General features: G+C 73.6%; 14 protein-coding genes and 1 pseudogene. 9 read left to right on the forward strand and 6 right to left on the reverse strand.

The features are described 5' to 3' along the window. The first annotated feature begins 92 nt into the window (after positions 1–92). From ABT093_RS35015 to def, 3 genes are all read left to right on the forward strand, one after another. Positions 93–1,379: an HD-GYP domain-containing protein gene (locus ABT093_RS35015; RefSeq protein ID WP_350571213.1), complete on the forward strand. Its 1,287-nt coding sequence runs from the start codon at positions 93–95 to the stop codon at positions 1,377–1,379. Between the two features lie 253 nt (positions 1,380–1,632). Further along, on the forward strand, positions 1,633–2,622 hold the full coding sequence (locus ABT093_RS35020) for a tetratricopeptide repeat protein (protein ID WP_350571215.1): 990 nt from the start codon (positions 1,633–1,635) through the stop codon (positions 2,620–2,622). A 51-nt stretch (positions 2,623–2,673) separates the two neighbouring features. Further along, entirely contained in the window at positions 2,674–3,285 is a 612-nt protein-coding gene (gene def, locus ABT093_RS35025; protein ID WP_350571216.1) for a peptide deformylase, read from the forward strand. Positions 3,286–3,352: 67 nt separating this feature from the next. Here the strand turns inward: def and ABT093_RS35030 are convergent, their stop codons facing one another. Continuing rightward, positions 3,353–4,366: a LacI family DNA-binding transcriptional regulator gene (locus tag ABT093_RS35030; protein WP_350571217.1), complete on the reverse strand. Its 1,014-nt coding sequence runs from the start codon at positions 4,364–4,366 to the stop codon at positions 3,353–3,355. Between the two features lie 183 nt (positions 4,367–4,549). Between ABT093_RS35030 and ABT093_RS35035 the strand changes: the two genes are divergently transcribed. From ABT093_RS35035 to ABT093_RS35055, 5 genes are all read left to right on the forward strand, one after another. Next, positions 4,550–6,361, forward strand: coding sequence for a glycoside hydrolase family 13 protein (locus ABT093_RS35035; RefSeq protein ID WP_350571218.1), 1,812 nt, complete (start codon positions 4,550–4,552; stop codon positions 6,359–6,361). Continuing rightward, a complete protein-coding gene (locus ABT093_RS35040; protein ID WP_350571219.1) occupies positions 6,358–7,749 on the forward strand; it encodes an alpha/beta hydrolase-fold protein in 1,392 nt (463 codons plus the stop codon). The genes ABT093_RS35035 and ABT093_RS35040 overlap by 4 nt, the downstream gene beginning before the upstream one ends. A 70-nt stretch (positions 7,750–7,819) precedes the next feature. Next, a complete protein-coding gene (locus ABT093_RS35045; protein ID WP_350571220.1) occupies positions 7,820–9,124 on the forward strand; it encodes a sugar ABC transporter substrate-binding protein in 1,305 nt (434 codons plus the stop codon). A 49-nt stretch (positions 9,125–9,173) separates the two neighbouring features. Then, a complete protein-coding gene (locus tag ABT093_RS35050; protein WP_350571221.1) occupies positions 9,174–10,778 on the forward strand; it encodes an ABC transporter permease subunit in 1,605 nt (534 codons plus the stop codon). Then, on the forward strand, positions 10,775–11,635 hold the full coding sequence (locus tag ABT093_RS35055) for a sugar ABC transporter permease (RefSeq protein ID WP_350571223.1): 861 nt from the start codon (positions 10,775–10,777) through the stop codon (positions 11,633–11,635). Before ABT093_RS35050 ends, ABT093_RS35055 begins: the two co-directional genes overlap by 4 nt. A gap of 21 nt (positions 11,636–11,656) precedes the next feature. On the opposite strand, the gene ABT093_RS35060 is transcribed toward ABT093_RS35055, so the two are convergent. Then, a complete protein-coding gene (locus tag ABT093_RS35060) occupies positions 11,657–12,712 on the reverse strand; it encodes a ferritin-like domain-containing protein (RefSeq protein WP_350571224.1) in 1,056 nt (351 codons plus the stop codon). Positions 12,713–13,015: 303 nt separating this feature from the next. Here ABT093_RS35060 and ABT093_RS35065 point away from each other — a divergent pair, with 303 nt between their 5' ends. Next, positions 13,016–13,663 (forward strand): hypothetical protein, encoded by a 648-nt coding sequence (locus ABT093_RS35065; RefSeq protein ID WP_350571226.1) that lies wholly within the window; start codon positions 13,016–13,018, stop codon positions 13,661–13,663. 137 nt (positions 13,664–13,800) lie between these two features. Here ABT093_RS35065 and ABT093_RS35070 read toward each other — a convergent pair whose 3' ends face one another. The 4 genes and pseudogenes from ABT093_RS35070 to ABT093_RS35085 form a co-directional block, all read right to left on the reverse strand. After that, positions 13,801–13,968 (reverse strand): hypothetical protein, encoded by a 168-nt coding sequence (locus tag ABT093_RS35070; RefSeq protein WP_350571233.1) that lies wholly within the window; start codon positions 13,966–13,968, stop codon positions 13,801–13,803. A 209-nt stretch (positions 13,969–14,177) separates the two neighbouring features. Next, a pseudogene (locus tag ABT093_RS35075) lies at positions 14,178–14,357 on the reverse strand (CYTH domain-containing protein); the annotation flags it as partial. 89 nt (positions 14,358–14,446) lie between these two features. Next, positions 14,447–14,698 carry a type II toxin-antitoxin system RelE family toxin gene (locus ABT093_RS35080; RefSeq protein WP_350571228.1) on the reverse strand — a complete coding sequence of 84 codons (252 nt, stop codon included), beginning with the start codon at positions 14,696–14,698 and terminating at the stop codon, positions 14,447–14,449. After that, complete coding sequence (locus ABT093_RS35085; RefSeq protein WP_350571230.1) at positions 14,695–14,949, reverse strand: type II toxin-antitoxin system Phd/YefM family antitoxin; 255 nt, start codon at positions 14,947–14,949, stop codon at positions 14,695–14,697. Before ABT093_RS35085 ends, ABT093_RS35080 begins: the two co-directional genes overlap by 4 nt. Positions 14,950–15,329: the final 380 nt, after the last annotated feature.

Genomic DNA, 15,329 nt, shown 5'->3' on the forward strand with positions numbered 1-15,329 from the left:
GTGCGCGCCCGGGGGCGCGGGCCGGAGGCGGCGGCGCGCGGCGGCCGTCGGGCGCCGGGCGCGCTGATGCGCCGCAGGGGTGCGTCGGTGCGGTGTGCGCCGTGCACGGGGCGGCGCTGGCGCTGCTGGCGGCGTCCTTCGGGGCGGTGGCGGTGCGCGGTGCGGCCCAGCCGGCCGTGGCGCTGGCCTTCACCGCGCTGATCGCGCTCGGCGAGTGCGTGCGGATCACTCTTCCGGGCGACCGCGAGCAGGCGCCGATCGGGGCGGCGGGGGCGCTGGCGTACGCGCTGCTCGGTCCGCTGCGCGGGCTGCCGGCCGGGCCGGGGGTGCTCCAGGTGGTGGCGGTGACCGGGGCCGGCCTGCTGCTGGCGCAGCTGCCCGCGGTGGTGCGGGCGGTGGCGGGGCGCCTGCGCGGGGCCGGTCCGCCCGGACCGGCGCCCTGGCGCGAGCGGGCCCGGCGGGACGGCGCGGCCCGGCGGCTGCTCGGCGCCGCCTTCGCGGCCGCCGTGTTCCAGCCGCTCTACAACAGCGGCGTGGTCGACCGGTTCTCCGCCGACGGCCCGGCGTACGGCGCGTTCCTGACGGCGGTGGCCGCGCTGGCCGCGCTCTGCGACGCGGTGCTGGCGGCGCTGCTGCGGCGGGCCCGCAGCGGGCTGCGCTTCCCGGCGGCGCTGGAGGACGAGCTGCGCTCGCTGTTCGGGATCGGCTCGGCGATCGCCGCCACCGGCATGCTGGTCAGCCTGGCCGCCGGGGAGGTCGGGCTGTGGGCGCTGCCGCTGTTCTGCACGCCGCTGCTGCCGGCGCAGGTGTCGTTCCGGCGGGCGGCGGCGGTGCGGGCCACCACCGGGCAGACCATCGCCAGCCTGGCCAAGGCGACCGAGGTGGCCGGGTACACGCCGCCGGGGCACGCCCGCCGGGTCGCCGACACGGCCTGTGCGGTCGGCCGCGAGCTGGGGCTCGGCACCCGGGAGCTGGCGCTGCTGGAGTACGCGGCGCTGATGCACGACGTCGGGCAGCTGTCGCTGGTGGAGCCGGTGGCGGGCGGGGCGACGGCGCTGCTGCCGGACGAGGAGCAGCAGCGGATCGCCCGGCTGGGCAGCGAGGTGATCCGGCGCACCGGGGTGCCGCGCCGGGTCGCCGAGCAGGTCGCCCGGCTGGCCGACCCGTTCCCCGGGCCGGACGGCGGCGGGCGGGCGGTGCCGCTGGCGGCGCGGATCATCCGGGTGGCGAACGCGCACGACGACCTGTTGACGGCGGCCCGCGGGCGCGGGGTGGGGGAGGCGGTGGGCCGGCTGGAGGTGCTGGAGGCGCTGCGGCTGGGACGCGGGCGGGTGTACGACGCCCGGGTGGTGGACGCGCTGGTGCGGGTGCGCGGCTGACCGGGTCCGGGCGGCCGGGAACGGGGGTCGGCGGGGGCGTCCGGGGTTGAGGGGCCGGGGCGGGGCGGGCAGGCTGGGGGAGGGGCCGGGATGCGGCCGGTACGGAACCGGGCAACTCGGCGGTGGGGAGCGCGGGCGGCGGCCGTCGTGGTTGGATGCGGTCGTAGCGTGGAAAACCGACCCGGGACACCGGGCCCGTGACGCGGGAGCGCTTGCGGGACAACTTGAGCGGACGACGACGGCAGGGACGAACGTGAGGATTTTCCACCGGGCACGGCACCGGCCGTCCGCCACCTGGCGGCAGACGACCGACCGGGCTTTCACGTTGATCGGCGACGGCCGGTACGAGGACGCCGGCGCCCTGCTGGTGATGGCCGCCGACCTGGAGCCGTGGCTGTCGGACTCGTGGTTCAACCTGGCGCTGCTGCACAAGTTCCGCCGCGACTGGGAGCAGGCCCGGGCCGCCGGGCTGCGGGCGGTGGCGCTGCTGGACCGCGAGCAGGGCGCCCCGGACTGGTGGAACCTCGGCATCACCGCGACCGCGCTGCAGGACTGGCCGCTGGCCCGCCGGGCCTGGCAGGCGTACGGGCTGAAGCTGCCCGGCGGCCCGGGCGCGCGTGAGGAGGGGCCGGTCAGCCTGGACCTCGGGACGACCCCGGTGCGGCTCTCCCCGGACGGCGAGTCCGAGGTGGTGTGGGGCCGCCGGCTGGACCCGGCCCGGATCGAGGTGCTGTCGATCCCGCTGCCGTCCTCCGGCAGACGCTGGGGCGAGGTGGTGCTGCACGACGGCGCCCCGCACGGCGAGCGGGTCACCGACGGGGTCGCCTACCCGGTGTTCGACGAGATCGAGCTGTGGGCGCCGTCCCCGGTGCCGACGTACGTGGTGCTGCTCCAGGCGGCGACCGAGGCGGACCGGGACGCGCTGGAGCGGCTGGTCGCGGACGCCGGCTACGCGGCGGAGGACTGGACGTCCTCGGTGCGGCTGCTGTGCCGGGCCTGCTCGGAGAGCCGGATGGCCTCGGACGACGGGCACACCGCCCACCACGACCCGCACGACGACGGGGACGCCGCGCACCCCGGCCACCTGAGCCACCTGAGCCCGGGAGCGGGCGGGATGTCCTGGCTGGCCGAGCGCGAGTGCGGGATCGCCGCCCCGGCGCACCTGGTGCGGGTGCTGCTGGACCGCTGGGCCGCGGCGTCGCCGGGAACCCGGGCGTACCGGGATCTCGAAGAGGTCTGCTGAGCGCTCTGAGTACCCTGGTGCGGTACGCGTAGGCCTATGGAAGCGGAAGACATGGCGGAGCAGGACCAGCACGAGCACGACGAGACCCCGAAGGTGGTCGGCGAGCAGCCGGACCTCTCCAAGGGCACGGCGCGCCCGATCACCGTCTACGGCAACCCCGTGCTGCACCGCGAGGTGAAGGACGTGACGGCCTTCGACGGCGAGCTGTCCGCGCTGATCGACGACATGTTCCAGTCGATGTACGCGGCGGAGGGCGTGGGCCTGGCCGCCAACCAGATCGGCGTGGACCTGAAGGTCTTCGTCTACGACTGCCCGGACGACGAGGGCGTGCGGCACATCGGCCACGTGATCAACCCGGTGCTGGAGGAGTTCCCGAAGGACCGCCAGCGGGTGCTGGACGACGGCAACGAGGGCTGCCTGTCGGTGCCGACCGCGTACGCCGAGCTGCCCCGCCCGGACTACGCCGCGGTGACCGGCCGGGACAAGGACGGCAACCCGATCCGCGTCGAGGGCACCGGCTTCTTCGCCCGCTGCCTGCAGCACGAGACCGACCACCTGTACGGCTTCCTCTACATCGACAAGCTGTCGAAGCGGGACCGCAAGGACGCCCTGCGCCAGATGGCCGAGGGCACCGCGCGCTACGCGACCGTCCCGAACGACTGACGCCGCCCGGGAGCTGACGGAGGGCCGGGGAGCAGCAGCTCCCCGGCCCTCCGGCGTGTGCGCGGCCTCAGCCGCGGGCGCGGGCGGTGGAGTCGCGGGCGACCAGGACGGGGGTGAACAGGTAGTCCCGGGCCCGGCCGCCGTGGCCCTCCAGCTGGCGCCAGAGGGCGTCGGCGACGGCGGCGCCCATCTCGTCGATCGGCTGGCGGACGGTGGTGAGCGGCGGGTTGCTGTGGGCGGCGAGGTAGCAGTCGTCGTAGCCGATCACCGAGAGGTCGCCGGGGACGCCGCGGCCGGCCTCGCGGGCGGCCTGGACCACGCCGAGGGCCATCAGGTCGCTGCCGGCGATCACGGCGGTGACGTCCGCGTCGAGCAGCTGGCGGGCGGCGGCCGCGCCGCCGGCGATCGAGTAGGCGGACTCGGCGTACCAGTCCGCGGGGGGCTCCTCGCCGAGCAGCTCGCGCATCGCGCGCCGGTAGCCGTCCAGGCGGTTGAGCGAGGGGCGCAGGTAGCCCTGGCCGCCGGCCAGGCCGATCCGGCGGTGGCCGAGTTCGCGCAGGTGGGCGACGGCGATCCGGGCGCCGAGCGCCTCGTCGGTGGCGACGGTGGGGACGGCCAGGCCCTCCACCCGGCCGCTGACCAGCACCATCGGGATGCCGCGTTCGTGCAGCAGCCGGTAGAAGCCGTGGTCGGCGTTGGGGTTGGCGTGCCGGCCGGAGACCAGGACCAGGCCGGAGACGCCCTTGCGCAGCAGGACGTCGATGTAGCCGAGTTCGGCGGTGCCCTGGCGGGTGGAGGTGCCGACCACGGCGGTGAGGCCGTGTTTGGCGAGCTGCACCTCGATCGCGGAGGCGAGCAGCGGGAAGACCGGGTTGTCGAGTTCGGGGACGACGATGCCGATCAGCGCGCCCTGGTGCGGGTCGTAGCCCTGGTCGGGCTGCCAGCCGAGTTCCCGCATGGCCTCGGCGACCTTGACCTTGGTGTCGTCGGAGACGCCCGGCCGGTCGTTGATCACCCTGCTCACCGAGGCGGCGCTGACGCCCGCCCGGGCGGCGATGTCGCGCAGTGACGGGCCGCTCAATTGGTCCTCCGGTCTGGTCCGGCCTGCATCTTACAAAGCCCGGCGCGGCGGGCCGCGCATCAGGATGAAACGATCTTAGCAACATATTGCGCAACAGTTTCATCGCCGTTACGGTTCCCTCGTCGGCCCCGGAAAGCGGAATGCCGGCATCCGTTAACCTGTCCACCCGCCCCGAGGAGCCCCATGGACACGGCCAGCAGCCACCGCCTCGCCGCCCGCCACCAGCCGCATCACGACGGGTCCGCGCGGTACGTCGGCGACCTCGCCCCGCGCCTCGGGCAGCGCGTCGACCTGCTGGTCCGGGTGCCCGCCGGGCAGGACGTCGAGCGGGTCTTCCTGCGCTCCGTCCCGGACGGCGAACCGCACTTCACGGCCGCCGTCGTCGACCGCGTCGACGGCGCCGGGACCACCTGGTGGCGGGCCGTCCTGGAGATGGTCAACCCGGAGATGAACTACCGGTTCTGGCTGCACACCCCGGACGGCGGGCGCTGGCTCACCGCCGCCGGCCTGCACGACCACGACCTGCCCGACGCCACCGACTTCCGCCTCACCACCCACCCCGCCCCGCCCGCCTGGGCCGGCGACGCGGTGGTCTACCAGATCTTCCCGGACCGCTACCACCGCTCCGGCGAGGCCCCGCTCGCCTCCTGGGCCCGCCCGGCGGACTGGGACACCCCGCTGCGCACCGGTGACGCCGAGGCCCTCCAGCAGATGTACGGCGGAGACCTCTGGGGCGTGGTGCGCAAGATCGACCACATCCAGCGGCTCGGCGCGACCGTGATCTACCTGACCCCGTTCTTCGAGGGCCGCTCCAACCACCGCTACGACGCCGTCTCCTTCGACCGGGTCGACCCGGCGCTCGGCGGCGACGAGGCGCTGATCGCGCTCACCACCGAGGCGCACCGGCGCGGCATCAAGGTGATCGGCGACATCACCCTCAACCACTCCGGCGACGGGCACGACTGGTTCCGCACCGCGCGGTCCGACCCGGCGAGCCCCGAGGCCGGCTTCTACTTCTTCGGCGACGGCGGACCGGACGACTACGCGACCTTCCTCGGCGTGCGCACCCTGCCGACCTTCGACCACCGCTCGGCCGAACTGCGCCGCCGCCTCTACGAGGGCCCCGACTCGGTGATCGCCAAGTACCTCGGCGCGCCGTTCCACCTGGACGGCTGGCGGGTCGACGTGGCGCAGATGGCCGGCCGGCGCGGCGACGTCGAACTCAACCACCTGGTCGCCACCACCACCGCGGCCACCGTCCGGGCCGCCAACCCCGACGCCGTCCTGCTCGCCGAGCACCAGCACGACGCCTCGCTCGCGCTGGCCGGCGACGGCTGGCAGGGCACCATGAGCTACGCCGGCTTCACCCGGCCGGTCTGGAGCTGGCTCGTCGAGAAGCACGACCAGAAGGACTTCTGGGCCGTCCCCGGGCCGATCCCCGACTACGACGCCGCCCGGGTGCGCGCCACCATGACGGCCTTCGGCGCCGCTCTGCCCTGGCGCAGCCGCGCCCACAACCTGACCCTGCTGGACTCGCACGACACCGCCCGGCTGCGTACCTTCGCCGGTCCGGAGCGCCAACTGCTCGGCGCGGCCCTGCTGTTCACCCTGCCCGGTATCCCCATGGTGTTCTCCGGCGACGAGGTCGGCGTGCTGGGCGAGGGCCTGGAGGAGGGGCGCAAGCCGTTCCCCTGGGACGAGTCCGCCTGGGACCAGCACACCTGGCGCACCTACCGCGACCTGGTCCGGCTGCGCCGCAGCCACAGCGCGCTGACCGGCGGCGGGCTGCGCTGGCTGGTCGCCGAGGGCGACGTCCTGCTGTTCGAGCGGGAGGACGAGCGGGAGACGATCCTGGTGCAGATCAGCCGGGCCGACCACCCGCCGGTGGCGGGGGAGTGGCACGCCACCCACCTGCTCGGCGGGCCGCAGCTGGTCCCCGGCCGCGACCTGCCCAACGAGGGCCCGGCCGTGCACGTCTGGTCGGTGGCCCGATGAGCGCCGACACGGCCTGGTCCGCCCCGCACGGCGAGGCCGCCCCGCACGGCGAGGCCGCCGTGCGGCGGGGCCGGATCGAACGGATCCCCGGCTTCCGCTCCGACCTGCTCGGCAACGAACGGGACCTGCTGGTCCACCTGCCGCCCGGCTACGACGACCGGCCGGACGCCGACTACCCGGTGCTCTACCTGCACGACGGCCAGCAGGTCTTCGACCAGGGGCAGCAGCCCACCTGGGCGGTGGACCGGACGCTGGAGGCGCTGTACGCCGAGGGCCTGATCCCGGAGCTGATCGCGGTCGCCGTGCCCAACGCCGGCGCCGACCGCGGCGTCGAGTACTCCCACGTCGCCGAGTACTGGCGCACCCCCGGCACCCCGCTGAAGGGCCACCGTTACGAGGCCTTCCTGACCGACGAGGTCAAGCCCTTCGTCGACGCCCGCTACCGGACCAGGACCGGCCCGGAGCACACCGCGCTGATGGGCTCCTCGATGGGCGGCCTGGTCACCTACCACATCGCCTTCCGCCGCCCCGAGGTCTTCGGCCTGGCCGCCGTCCTCTCCCCGTTCCTCACCCACGTCGACCCGGAGAGCCTCGGCGAACGCGTGGTGCACGAGCGCTACCGGCGGCGCGGACCGCGGCGGATCTGGCTGGACATCGGCGGCCGGGAGGGGTTCATCATGGCCCGGCCCGCCCGCGAGCTGGCCGGCCGGCTGGTCGACGAGGCCGGCTACACCTCCGGCGCCGACCTGCTCTACTACGAGGACCCGGCCGCGCCGCACCACGAGAACGCCTGGCGCCCGCGCGCCCGGCACGCGCTGCTGCACCTGTTCGGCGCGCCCTCACCGGTGCGCTCGCTCACCGTCGAGCCGGAGATCCCGCTCGCGCCCGGCGAGACCTGGAGCGCCGTCAACCCGGTCGCGGTCCGCGCCGACGGCGTGCGCTACACCGCGCTGGAGGCCGGCTACCGGGTCGAGCACCCCGGGGTGGCGGCCGTCTCGCCGCACGGCGGGCTGCGCCCGCTGGCCGCCGGGCGGACGGCGGTCACCGTCCGGGCGCACGGGCTGGCCGCGCACACCGAGGTCGCCGTCGACCCGGAGCTGCCGGCCCACCCGGTGCTGGAGGTGACCGTGACCGTCCCGCCCGGCACCCCCGACGACGCCCCGGTGATGTTCGGCCCGCTGCCCTGCGCCCCGGCCGGACCGGGCCGGTTCCGCGGCCGGATCGCGGTGCCGCGCGGCACCGGCTTCGACGGCGGCATCTCGCGCGGCTGGGGCCTGGACGCCGTCGACGCCGACGGCCGGCGGGTGCTGCACCCGCTGCGGGTCGACCGCGACACCCGGCTCGACCTCACCGTCGAGCGCTGGCACCGGCCGGCGGACGGCATCTGACCCGCCCGCCACGACCCCCGCCCCCGCGACCCAACCCCCGCACCCCTCCCGGACGAAGGAGTCTCGGACCATGCGCCACCGGATCACCCGCCACCGCAGAACCGCCGCACTCGGCCTGCTCGCCCTGCTGGTCACGGCCTGCGGCTCCGCCACCCCCTCCGCCGGCCCCGCGCCCGCCGGCGGCACCGCCGCGGCGGACGGGCCGATGACCGCCCCGCCGATCGCCGCCGCCGAGGGCGACCTGGTGATCTGGGCCCAGACCCAGCAGGCCGCCGCCCTCCAGCCGCTCGCCGACCGCTTCGGCAAGGAGCACGGCGTCAAGGTCACCGTCGCCCCGCAGTCCGTCAACACCCAGCAGGCCTACGTCACGGCCACCAACGCGGGCAAGGGTCCCGACCTGGTGGTCGGCGCCTCCGACTGGCTCGGCAACCTCGTGCAGAACGGCACGGTCGCCCCCGTCCCGCTGACCGCGCAGCAGAAGGCGCTGTTCCAGCCCGCCGCCCTGGAGGCGGTGGCCCAGGGCGGCCAGCAGTACGGCCTGCCGTACGCGACCGAGACCCTGGTGCTGTTCCGCAACACCGAACTCGCCCCGGCCGCGCCCGTCACCTTCGAGGACCTGGCCGGCACCGCCCAGGACGCCGTCCGGGCCGGGAAGGCCGAGGTCCCGCTGGCGCTGCCGGTCGGCCAGCAGGGCAACGCCTACGCCCTGCAGCCGCTGTTCACCTCCGCCGGCGGCTACCTGTTCGGCAGCAAGCCGGACGGCGGCTGGGACACCGCGGACCTCGGGGTCGGCGGCCCGGGCTCGATCGCGGCCGGGGAACTGTTCAAGCAGTACGGGGAGAAGGGCGCCGGACTGTTCAACCGCTCGGTGGACACCAACGCCATCTCGCTGTTCACCGGCCGCAAGTCCCCCTTCCTGGTGGCCGGGCCGTGGGCGCTCGGGCAGGTCAAGCAGGCCGGTCTGCCGTACGCGATCTCCCCGGTGCCCGGCTGGGCGGGCAAGGGGCTGGCCCGCCCCTTCGTCGGCGTGCAGGCGTTCTACCTCTCCGCCAAGGCGAAGAACCAGCCGCTCGCCCAGGAGTTCCTGCTGCGCGCGATCGGCTCGGAGGAGGGCCAGCTGGCGCTCTACCAGGCCTCGCCCGAGCCGCCCGCGCTGACCTCGGCCCTCGCCACGGCCACCGCCGGTGACCCGGACATCGGTGCCTTCGCCGCGGCCGGCGCGGCCGGGCAGCCGTTGCCGACCATCCCCGCGATGAACGCGATCTGGGGCCCGCTCGGCCAGGCCGAGGCGAGCATCGTGGCCGGCGCCGACCCGGCCGAGACCATGCGCCAGGCGGGCGAGGCCATCCGCGCCGCCCTGGCCGGCGGTCACTGACACCCCCCGGCGCCCCGCGCCCCTCCCGGACGGACCAGGGACCATCCCCATGACCTCCCCCACCCTTCAGGACAGCAGGCGCCCGGCCGCCCCCGCCGCCGGGCCCCCGCGACGCCCGCCCCGCCGGGCCGGTGCCGTGACCGCGCAGCTGGTGAAGACCGCCCTGCTGTCCGGGGTCGCCGCGCTCGCCCTCTTCGCCGCGCCCAAGCTCTACCAGGCCGGCCACTGGGCCGCCCTCGGCGTCCTCGCCGCGGGGGCGGGGGCGACCTTCTGGATCTACCTCTCGCCGCGCCGGCTCGCCGCCAAGTACCTGCTGCCGGCCACCGTGCTCTTCCTGGCCTTCGTGGTCTACCCCGTGCTCCACATCGTCGCGGTCTCCTTCACCGACTACGGCGACGGGCACCTGCTCACCAAGGAGCAGGCCGTCCGCACCCTGGTCGACAACTCCGTGGAGCCCGTCCCCGACGGCGCCTCGTACACGCTCACCGTCGCCACCGAGCCGGCCGGCGGCCCGCTCGTCCTGCTGCTCACCGACCCGGCGACCGGCCGGACCGAGGCCGGCACCGCGCGCGGCCTGGCCCCCGCCCCGGCCGGCACGGTGACCGCGGCCGACGGCCGGGTGACCGCCGCACCCGGCCTGCGGATCCTCACCCTGGGCCAGGCCAACGGCCGTGCCCAGGAGCTGAAGGAGCTGCGGGTCCCGGTGGACGGCGGCTTCGTGGTCGGCCAGGGACTCTCCTCGGCCACCACCGCCCGGCCCACCCTGGTGCACGACGGCCGGGCCGACACCCTCACCGACACCCGCACCGGAACCGTCTACCGCGCCGGGGAGGGCCGGTTCACCGCCGACGACGGCTCCGGACGGACCCTGCCGACCGGCTGGCACCGCACCGTCGGCTTCGCCAACTTCACCGCCGTGCTCACCAGCCCGGCCGTCCGCGGCCCCTTCCTCGGCGTGCTCGCCTGGACGTTCGGCTTCGCGGCGCTCTCCACCGGGGCCTCCTTCGCGCTCGGCCTCGGCCTCGCCTTCACCCTGCACCACCCGCGGCTGCGCGGACAGCGGCTCTACCGCTCACTGCTCCTGCTGCCGTACGCGATGCCCGCGTTCATCGGCATCCTGATCTGGCAGAGCATGTACAACCGGGACTTCGGGCTGCTCAACCAGCTCCTGCACACCCGGATCGACTGGCTCGGCGACACCTGGAGCGCGCGCTTCGCGGTCGTCCTGACCAGCCTGTGGCTGGGCTTCCCCAACATGCTGCTGATCTGCACCGGGGTACTGCAGTCCATGCCCGCCGAGCTGAACGAGTCGGCGCGGATCGACGGAGCCGGGCCGTGGACCGCGTTCCGGGCGGTGACCTTCCCGCTGCTGCTGGTGGCCGCCTCGCCGGTGCTGATCTCCTCCTTCGCCTTCAACTTCAACAACTTCAACGCCGTCCAGCTGCTCACCGGCGGAGGCCCGTTCGACGGCGCGGGCGGTACGGCCGGCGCCACCGACATCCTGATCAGCTACACCTACCGGGTGGCCTTCGGCGGGCAGGGCGCCCAGTACGGCTTCGCCGCCGCCCTGTCGATCTTCATCTTCCTGCTGGTCGGCCTGATCACCCTGGTCGGCTACCGCCGCACCCGGGCCCTCGAGGAGCTCAACGCATGACCGCCACCGTCCGATGGCTGCGCCGCTTCGGCTGGCGGCACCTGGTCGCCGTCCTCGCCGTCTGCTTCGCGCTCCTGCCGCTGCTGTTCGTGTTCTCCGCCGCGCTCAACCCGCTGGGCAGCCTGCAGTCCTCCACGCTGCTGCCCGAGCACGCCTCGTTCGCCAACTTCACCGCGCTGTTCACCGACGAGCAGTACCCGTTCGGGCGGTGGCTGGCCAACACGGCGCTGATCTGCGGCAGCTTCGCCGTGCTCAACGTGCTGCTCGGGGTCTGCTCGGCGTACGCGTTCTCCCGGTTCCGCTTCCGGGGTCGGCGGGTGGGGCTGCTCACCGTCCTGCTGGCGCAGATGTTCCCGCAGTTCCTCGCGGTCGTCTCGCTCTACCTGCTGTTCGCCGAGGTCGGCGACGTGCTGCCGGCGATCGGCCTGGACACGCCCTGGGGGCTGCTCCTGGTCTACCTCGGCGGGGCGATGGGAGTGAACACCTGGCTGATGAAGGGGTACCTGGACACCATCCCGAAGGAGATCGACGAGGCCGCCAAGGTGGACGGCGCCGGGCACGCGCAGATCTTCTTCCGGATCATCCTGCCGCTGGCCGCGCCGATGCTGGTGGTGGTCGGGATCCTCTCGCTGACCACCGCGCTGAACGACGTCATCCTGGCCGGCATCTTCCTGACCTCCAACGAGTCCAAGACGGTGGCGGTCGGCCTCTACGGGATCATCTCCGGCCAGCAGGACCAGAACTACGGCCTCTTCGCGGCCGGCGCCCTGGTCACCTCGCTGCCGGTGATCGTGGTCTACCAGTTCCTCCAGCGCTACCTCGCCCAGGGGCTCACCGCCGGCTCCGTCAAGGGCTGAGCCGGCGGCGGGCCGGGGGCGTCAGGCGACGAACAGCCACTCCGGGCCGTAGGTGAAGTGGGGGTTGGCGGGGAGCTTGATCGGGTTGATCTTCTGGGCGGTGCGGCGCAGGTCGCCCATCAGGCCGATGGCCGGGAAGATGTCTTCCTGACCGGGGCCCCACGCGGCCTCCAGGGCGCGCAGCATGTCGCTGTACTGCTGGTTGAAGGTGTGCAGGTGCTCGGCGGTGGCCGCGTCGGGCTCGTTGCCGGGGGAGTTGGCCCAGCCGCCCTGGGGGACGCGGCCGACCGGGAAGGTGTCCGGCAGCGGCACGTCGGCGCCGTTGAAGTCGAACTGCCCCGTCTGCGGGTCGCGGACGAGCTTCTTGCCGACGGCGATCTCCTTGAACGCGTAGTAGTGGGCCAGCTCGCCCGGGGCGCCGGGGAAGGGGTTCTCCGGGGAGGCGGTGGTGCCCTCGCCCTGGGCCTGGATGACGTGGATGGCGGCCAGGACGTCACCGAGGGCGTTCATCGGGACGATGTCATTGCCGACCCCGTGGCCCGACCCGAGCGGGAAGCTCACCTGCTGCCGACCGGTGAGCAGGTGCGCGAACTTGGGGAAGACGTCGGCGATCCGCTGGTAGAAGGCGCCGATGGTGTTGCCGTCCGCGGCGAAGGCGAGCGGGTGCTCGGGCTTCTCGATGTCGGCGAACAGCGCGGCGGAGTCACGGCTCAGCCCGCTGAGGAACACCTCAAGCCCGGGATTGACGCCACCGGGCAGCTCCCCGGGGTACTTCGGCACGGTGAGCGGGTCCGTGAGGACGACGGTGCCGCCGATGCTGGTGAGCATGTTGGCGACCAGCCCGAAGTGCGACATCTCGTCGAAGACGATCTCGCGGATGGTGCGCCGTACCGGCTTGCTGTTGTCCTGGTCGGTGATCGACCACAGCGCGGTGGCGTACGGCGGGATGGTGGACAGCTCCAGCATGATCGCCCGCTGCAGCGCGTCCTTGAGCTCCTGCTCGGTCCAGTCCTCCTCCGCGATGCTCATCAGCCGGACGATGTCGGCACTCTCGTAGTCCAGAACCCCGGTGGTCATGATGCGTCTCCTCTCGATCGCTCGTGGCCGGACCGTAGTCGCGAACCGATCGCACCCGGACACATCTCGCCACTGCAGCCCACGAGTTCATCCGAACGGCCCCCGCCCAGCGCCAACGCCGGGCGGGGGCCGTCCTTCGTTCATCTGCCTCTTGGCTTGATGCCTGAGACGTGCGCGCGACCAGTTCCGCCCGCACACGCTGTGCGTGCCTCGCACGCCGACCCCGTCCGACATGCCTCAACTTCCGGGCTGAGGTCATCGGTTGCCACTAGGGCGACGGCAGGTCGAGAGTCGGAGGGCGAAGTGCGACGCAGAAGGTTCTTCGCGCTGGGAGCCGCCGGTGCCGGTGCGGCCGTCGTCGGCACAGGTCCGGCCGGCGCCGAGCCCGTAGACGTGCCGCCAGGCACCGACCTGCTGGAACAAGCGCTCTTCGAACCGGTAGCCCCGGTTCTCCTACCTGACCTTCCTGCCGCCCTGACACGGGCCCGGGCGGACTTCCGAGCCGCCCGCTACGACCGACTGCGGGCCACCCTGCCCGCCATCATCTCCGGTGCGCAGGCGGGGCGGACTGCGGGGCGTGTTCCGCCCGGGCTGGTCGGAGAGCTGTTCACGGTGGAGGCGACGGCTGAGCAGTGCGCGCTGTACCGCGTCGGGATCGCTACCGCCCTCGGCGATCCCGACGCGGGTGTTCAGTACGCTCTCGACCTCGACCCGACGCGGCTGCCCACGAAGGAGCGGCAAGCGCGGTACTTCACCGACACCGCCCGCATGTGGGATGCCCTGGGCGAGGACCGGCGGACGTACGAGGCGCTGCTCGCGATGGAGCGGGTGGCGCCCGAGGAGGTGCGCAGGCCTTCCGTCCGGGCAGTCACGGCCTGTCTCGTCCACTCCCCGGCCCGACTGCCCGGCCTGCGCCCCTTCGCCGCTCGAACCGGCGCCCTCGGAGCCTGATACTCGACCGGCCTACCGGCCGGACGGCCAGCTCGACGATCTCACCCCACCCGGCGCGAAGGCCCGGGCGGGGCGGGAAGAGGAAGGCCGGTGAATGGAACTGGCGACGAGCAACTGGGGTCGAAAGTGGAGGCGGGCTACGGGCGGGCCGTAGCGACCGCGTCGGTGCACTGCTCCGTCGTCAGGTCTTCGTCGGTGATGCCGAGTGAGGCGAGCACCGACCGCACGACGGCGAGCGCGGGGTCGAGGTCGTCCTCGGCTGCGGTGGTCTCCAGTTCGATGAAGACCCCGTCGATCTCGGGCACGCGTACGAGGGTGGCAAGGAACTGCCGGTCGCTGTGGCTGAAGAGGTAGTTGCGGCACCGCTTCTCGAACGCGATGCGAGGGACGAAGCCGAGCGCGCGGACGATCTCATGAGCGGCGTCCGAGTCCTCGACCCGTGTCTCGATTCGGGCTTGGATCCGGATGCCTCATCGACGCGGGCGCCCTTGTAGGTCAGCACGGTGCGATTTTCGGTGGGACCGTGCACGGTGCGGATGCGCAACTCGCGATCGGCATCCATGAACGACCCGTCCGGCGCGTCGTAGTAGGTGTCGCGGTACACCTCGGCGCGGCCGGTGCCGTACCGCTCCTCAAGGGACCTGAGCACACCTTCGGGGTCCCGGACCACTGCTTTCAGCTCCGCTTCGATCACTGCCTGTCCCCTCGTCAGATGATCCGCTCGGCCTCGCCCACCATGCCGTGGTAGTCACGCGGCGGCAGCGTTGAGCGGATCTCCGGTCCTCAGGCAATGCGGCCGAGGTGAATGACCACGATGGTCACCGTCTGCTCGGTGATTTCGTACAGGACACGGTAGAAGCCGATGTGGATGCGGCGGAGGTCCGGCGAGCCGTAGGCCGCAGAGCCCTCCGGTCGGGGATCCGAGGCCAGCAGGTCGACTGCGGCCATGACCTGACGAAGGCCGTCGGAGTCGTCCTTGAGGAACCGGGCGGCCGCGTTGATCGCTGGCTCGTCCCAGGTGATCTGGTAGGTCACTCACGCTCCAGGCCAAGGATCGACCGAACGTCCTCGTGCGGCACGCTCGCGGCGGTGCCGGCGGCCTGGCGGGCGCGGTAGCGGGCGATGGCGAGCTCGTCCTCCAGTTCGGCCAGTTCCTGCGGATTGATGAGGACGGCGGCGGGCTGGCCGTGGTCTGTGATGGTGATGCGTTCGCGACTGTGGGAGGCGCGGCGGACCAGAGTGCCGAATCTCGCTCGCGCCTCGGTGATGGGCAGAGTCTCACTCATGACAGAACTGTACACTTCACGCTCATTTCCCGTAGATGGAACTGCCCTGAGTCACGAAGGTCGACCCAGGGTGGTGGTCTTCCTTGCGGGAGGCAAGAGAGGCTGGGTGCCACTGGTGCGTGGCCGGTTCTCCCGCACGGGTGATCGGCCTGGCGGGCGATCGCACCTCGGGCACGGCCGGCCCCCGCCCGGTGATCCGGGCGGGGGTGTGTGCCTTATCCGGGCTGTGCCAGCTCCTCTGGGACCCCGCACGCAGGGTTGACAGCGACCCCAAGGCGACCCTAGGTATCGTCCCCCGGCCCGCCCCCGCCGCAGGAACCCCCGCCGCCCCGGGGCGCTGGGGGGGGGGTGTGAGGGGTGTGCGTCGTGGGGGCCCCCAA

The sequence above is a fragment of the Kitasatospora sp. NPDC002551 genome (assembly GCF_040296005.1).
GTDB lineage: Bacteria > Actinomycetota > Actinomycetes > Streptomycetales > Streptomycetaceae > Kitasatospora.

Bases quoted from the DNA above. Each gene is read 5' to 3' on its own strand.
- ABT093_RS35060 (WP_350571224.1), bottom strand. From the start codon at position 12,712: ATGACCACCGGGGTTCTGGACTACGAGAGTGCCGACATCGTCCGGCTG.
- ABT093_RS35085 (WP_350571230.1), bottom strand. From the start codon at position 14,949: ATGAGTGAGACTCTGCCCATCACCGAGGCGCGAGCGAGATTCGGCACT.
- ABT093_RS35055 (WP_350571223.1), top strand. From the start codon at position 10,775: ATGACCGCCACCGTCCGATGGCTGCGCCGCTTCGGCTGGCGGCACCTG.
- ABT093_RS35035 (WP_350571218.1), top strand. From the start codon at position 4,550: ATGGACACGGCCAGCAGCCACCGCCTCGCCGCCCGCCACCAGCCGCAT.
- ABT093_RS35045 (WP_350571220.1), top strand. From the start codon at position 7,820: ATGCGCCACCGGATCACCCGCCACCGCAGAACCGCCGCACTCGGCCTG.
- ABT093_RS35050 (WP_350571221.1), top strand. From the start codon at position 9,174: ATGACCTCCCCCACCCTTCAGGACAGCAGGCGCCCGGCCGCCCCCGCC.
- def (WP_350571216.1), top strand. From the start codon at position 2,674: ATGGCGGAGCAGGACCAGCACGAGCACGACGAGACCCCGAAGGTGGTC.
- ABT093_RS35040 (WP_350571219.1), top strand. From the start codon at position 6,358: ATGAGCGCCGACACGGCCTGGTCCGCCCCGCACGGCGAGGCCGCCCCG.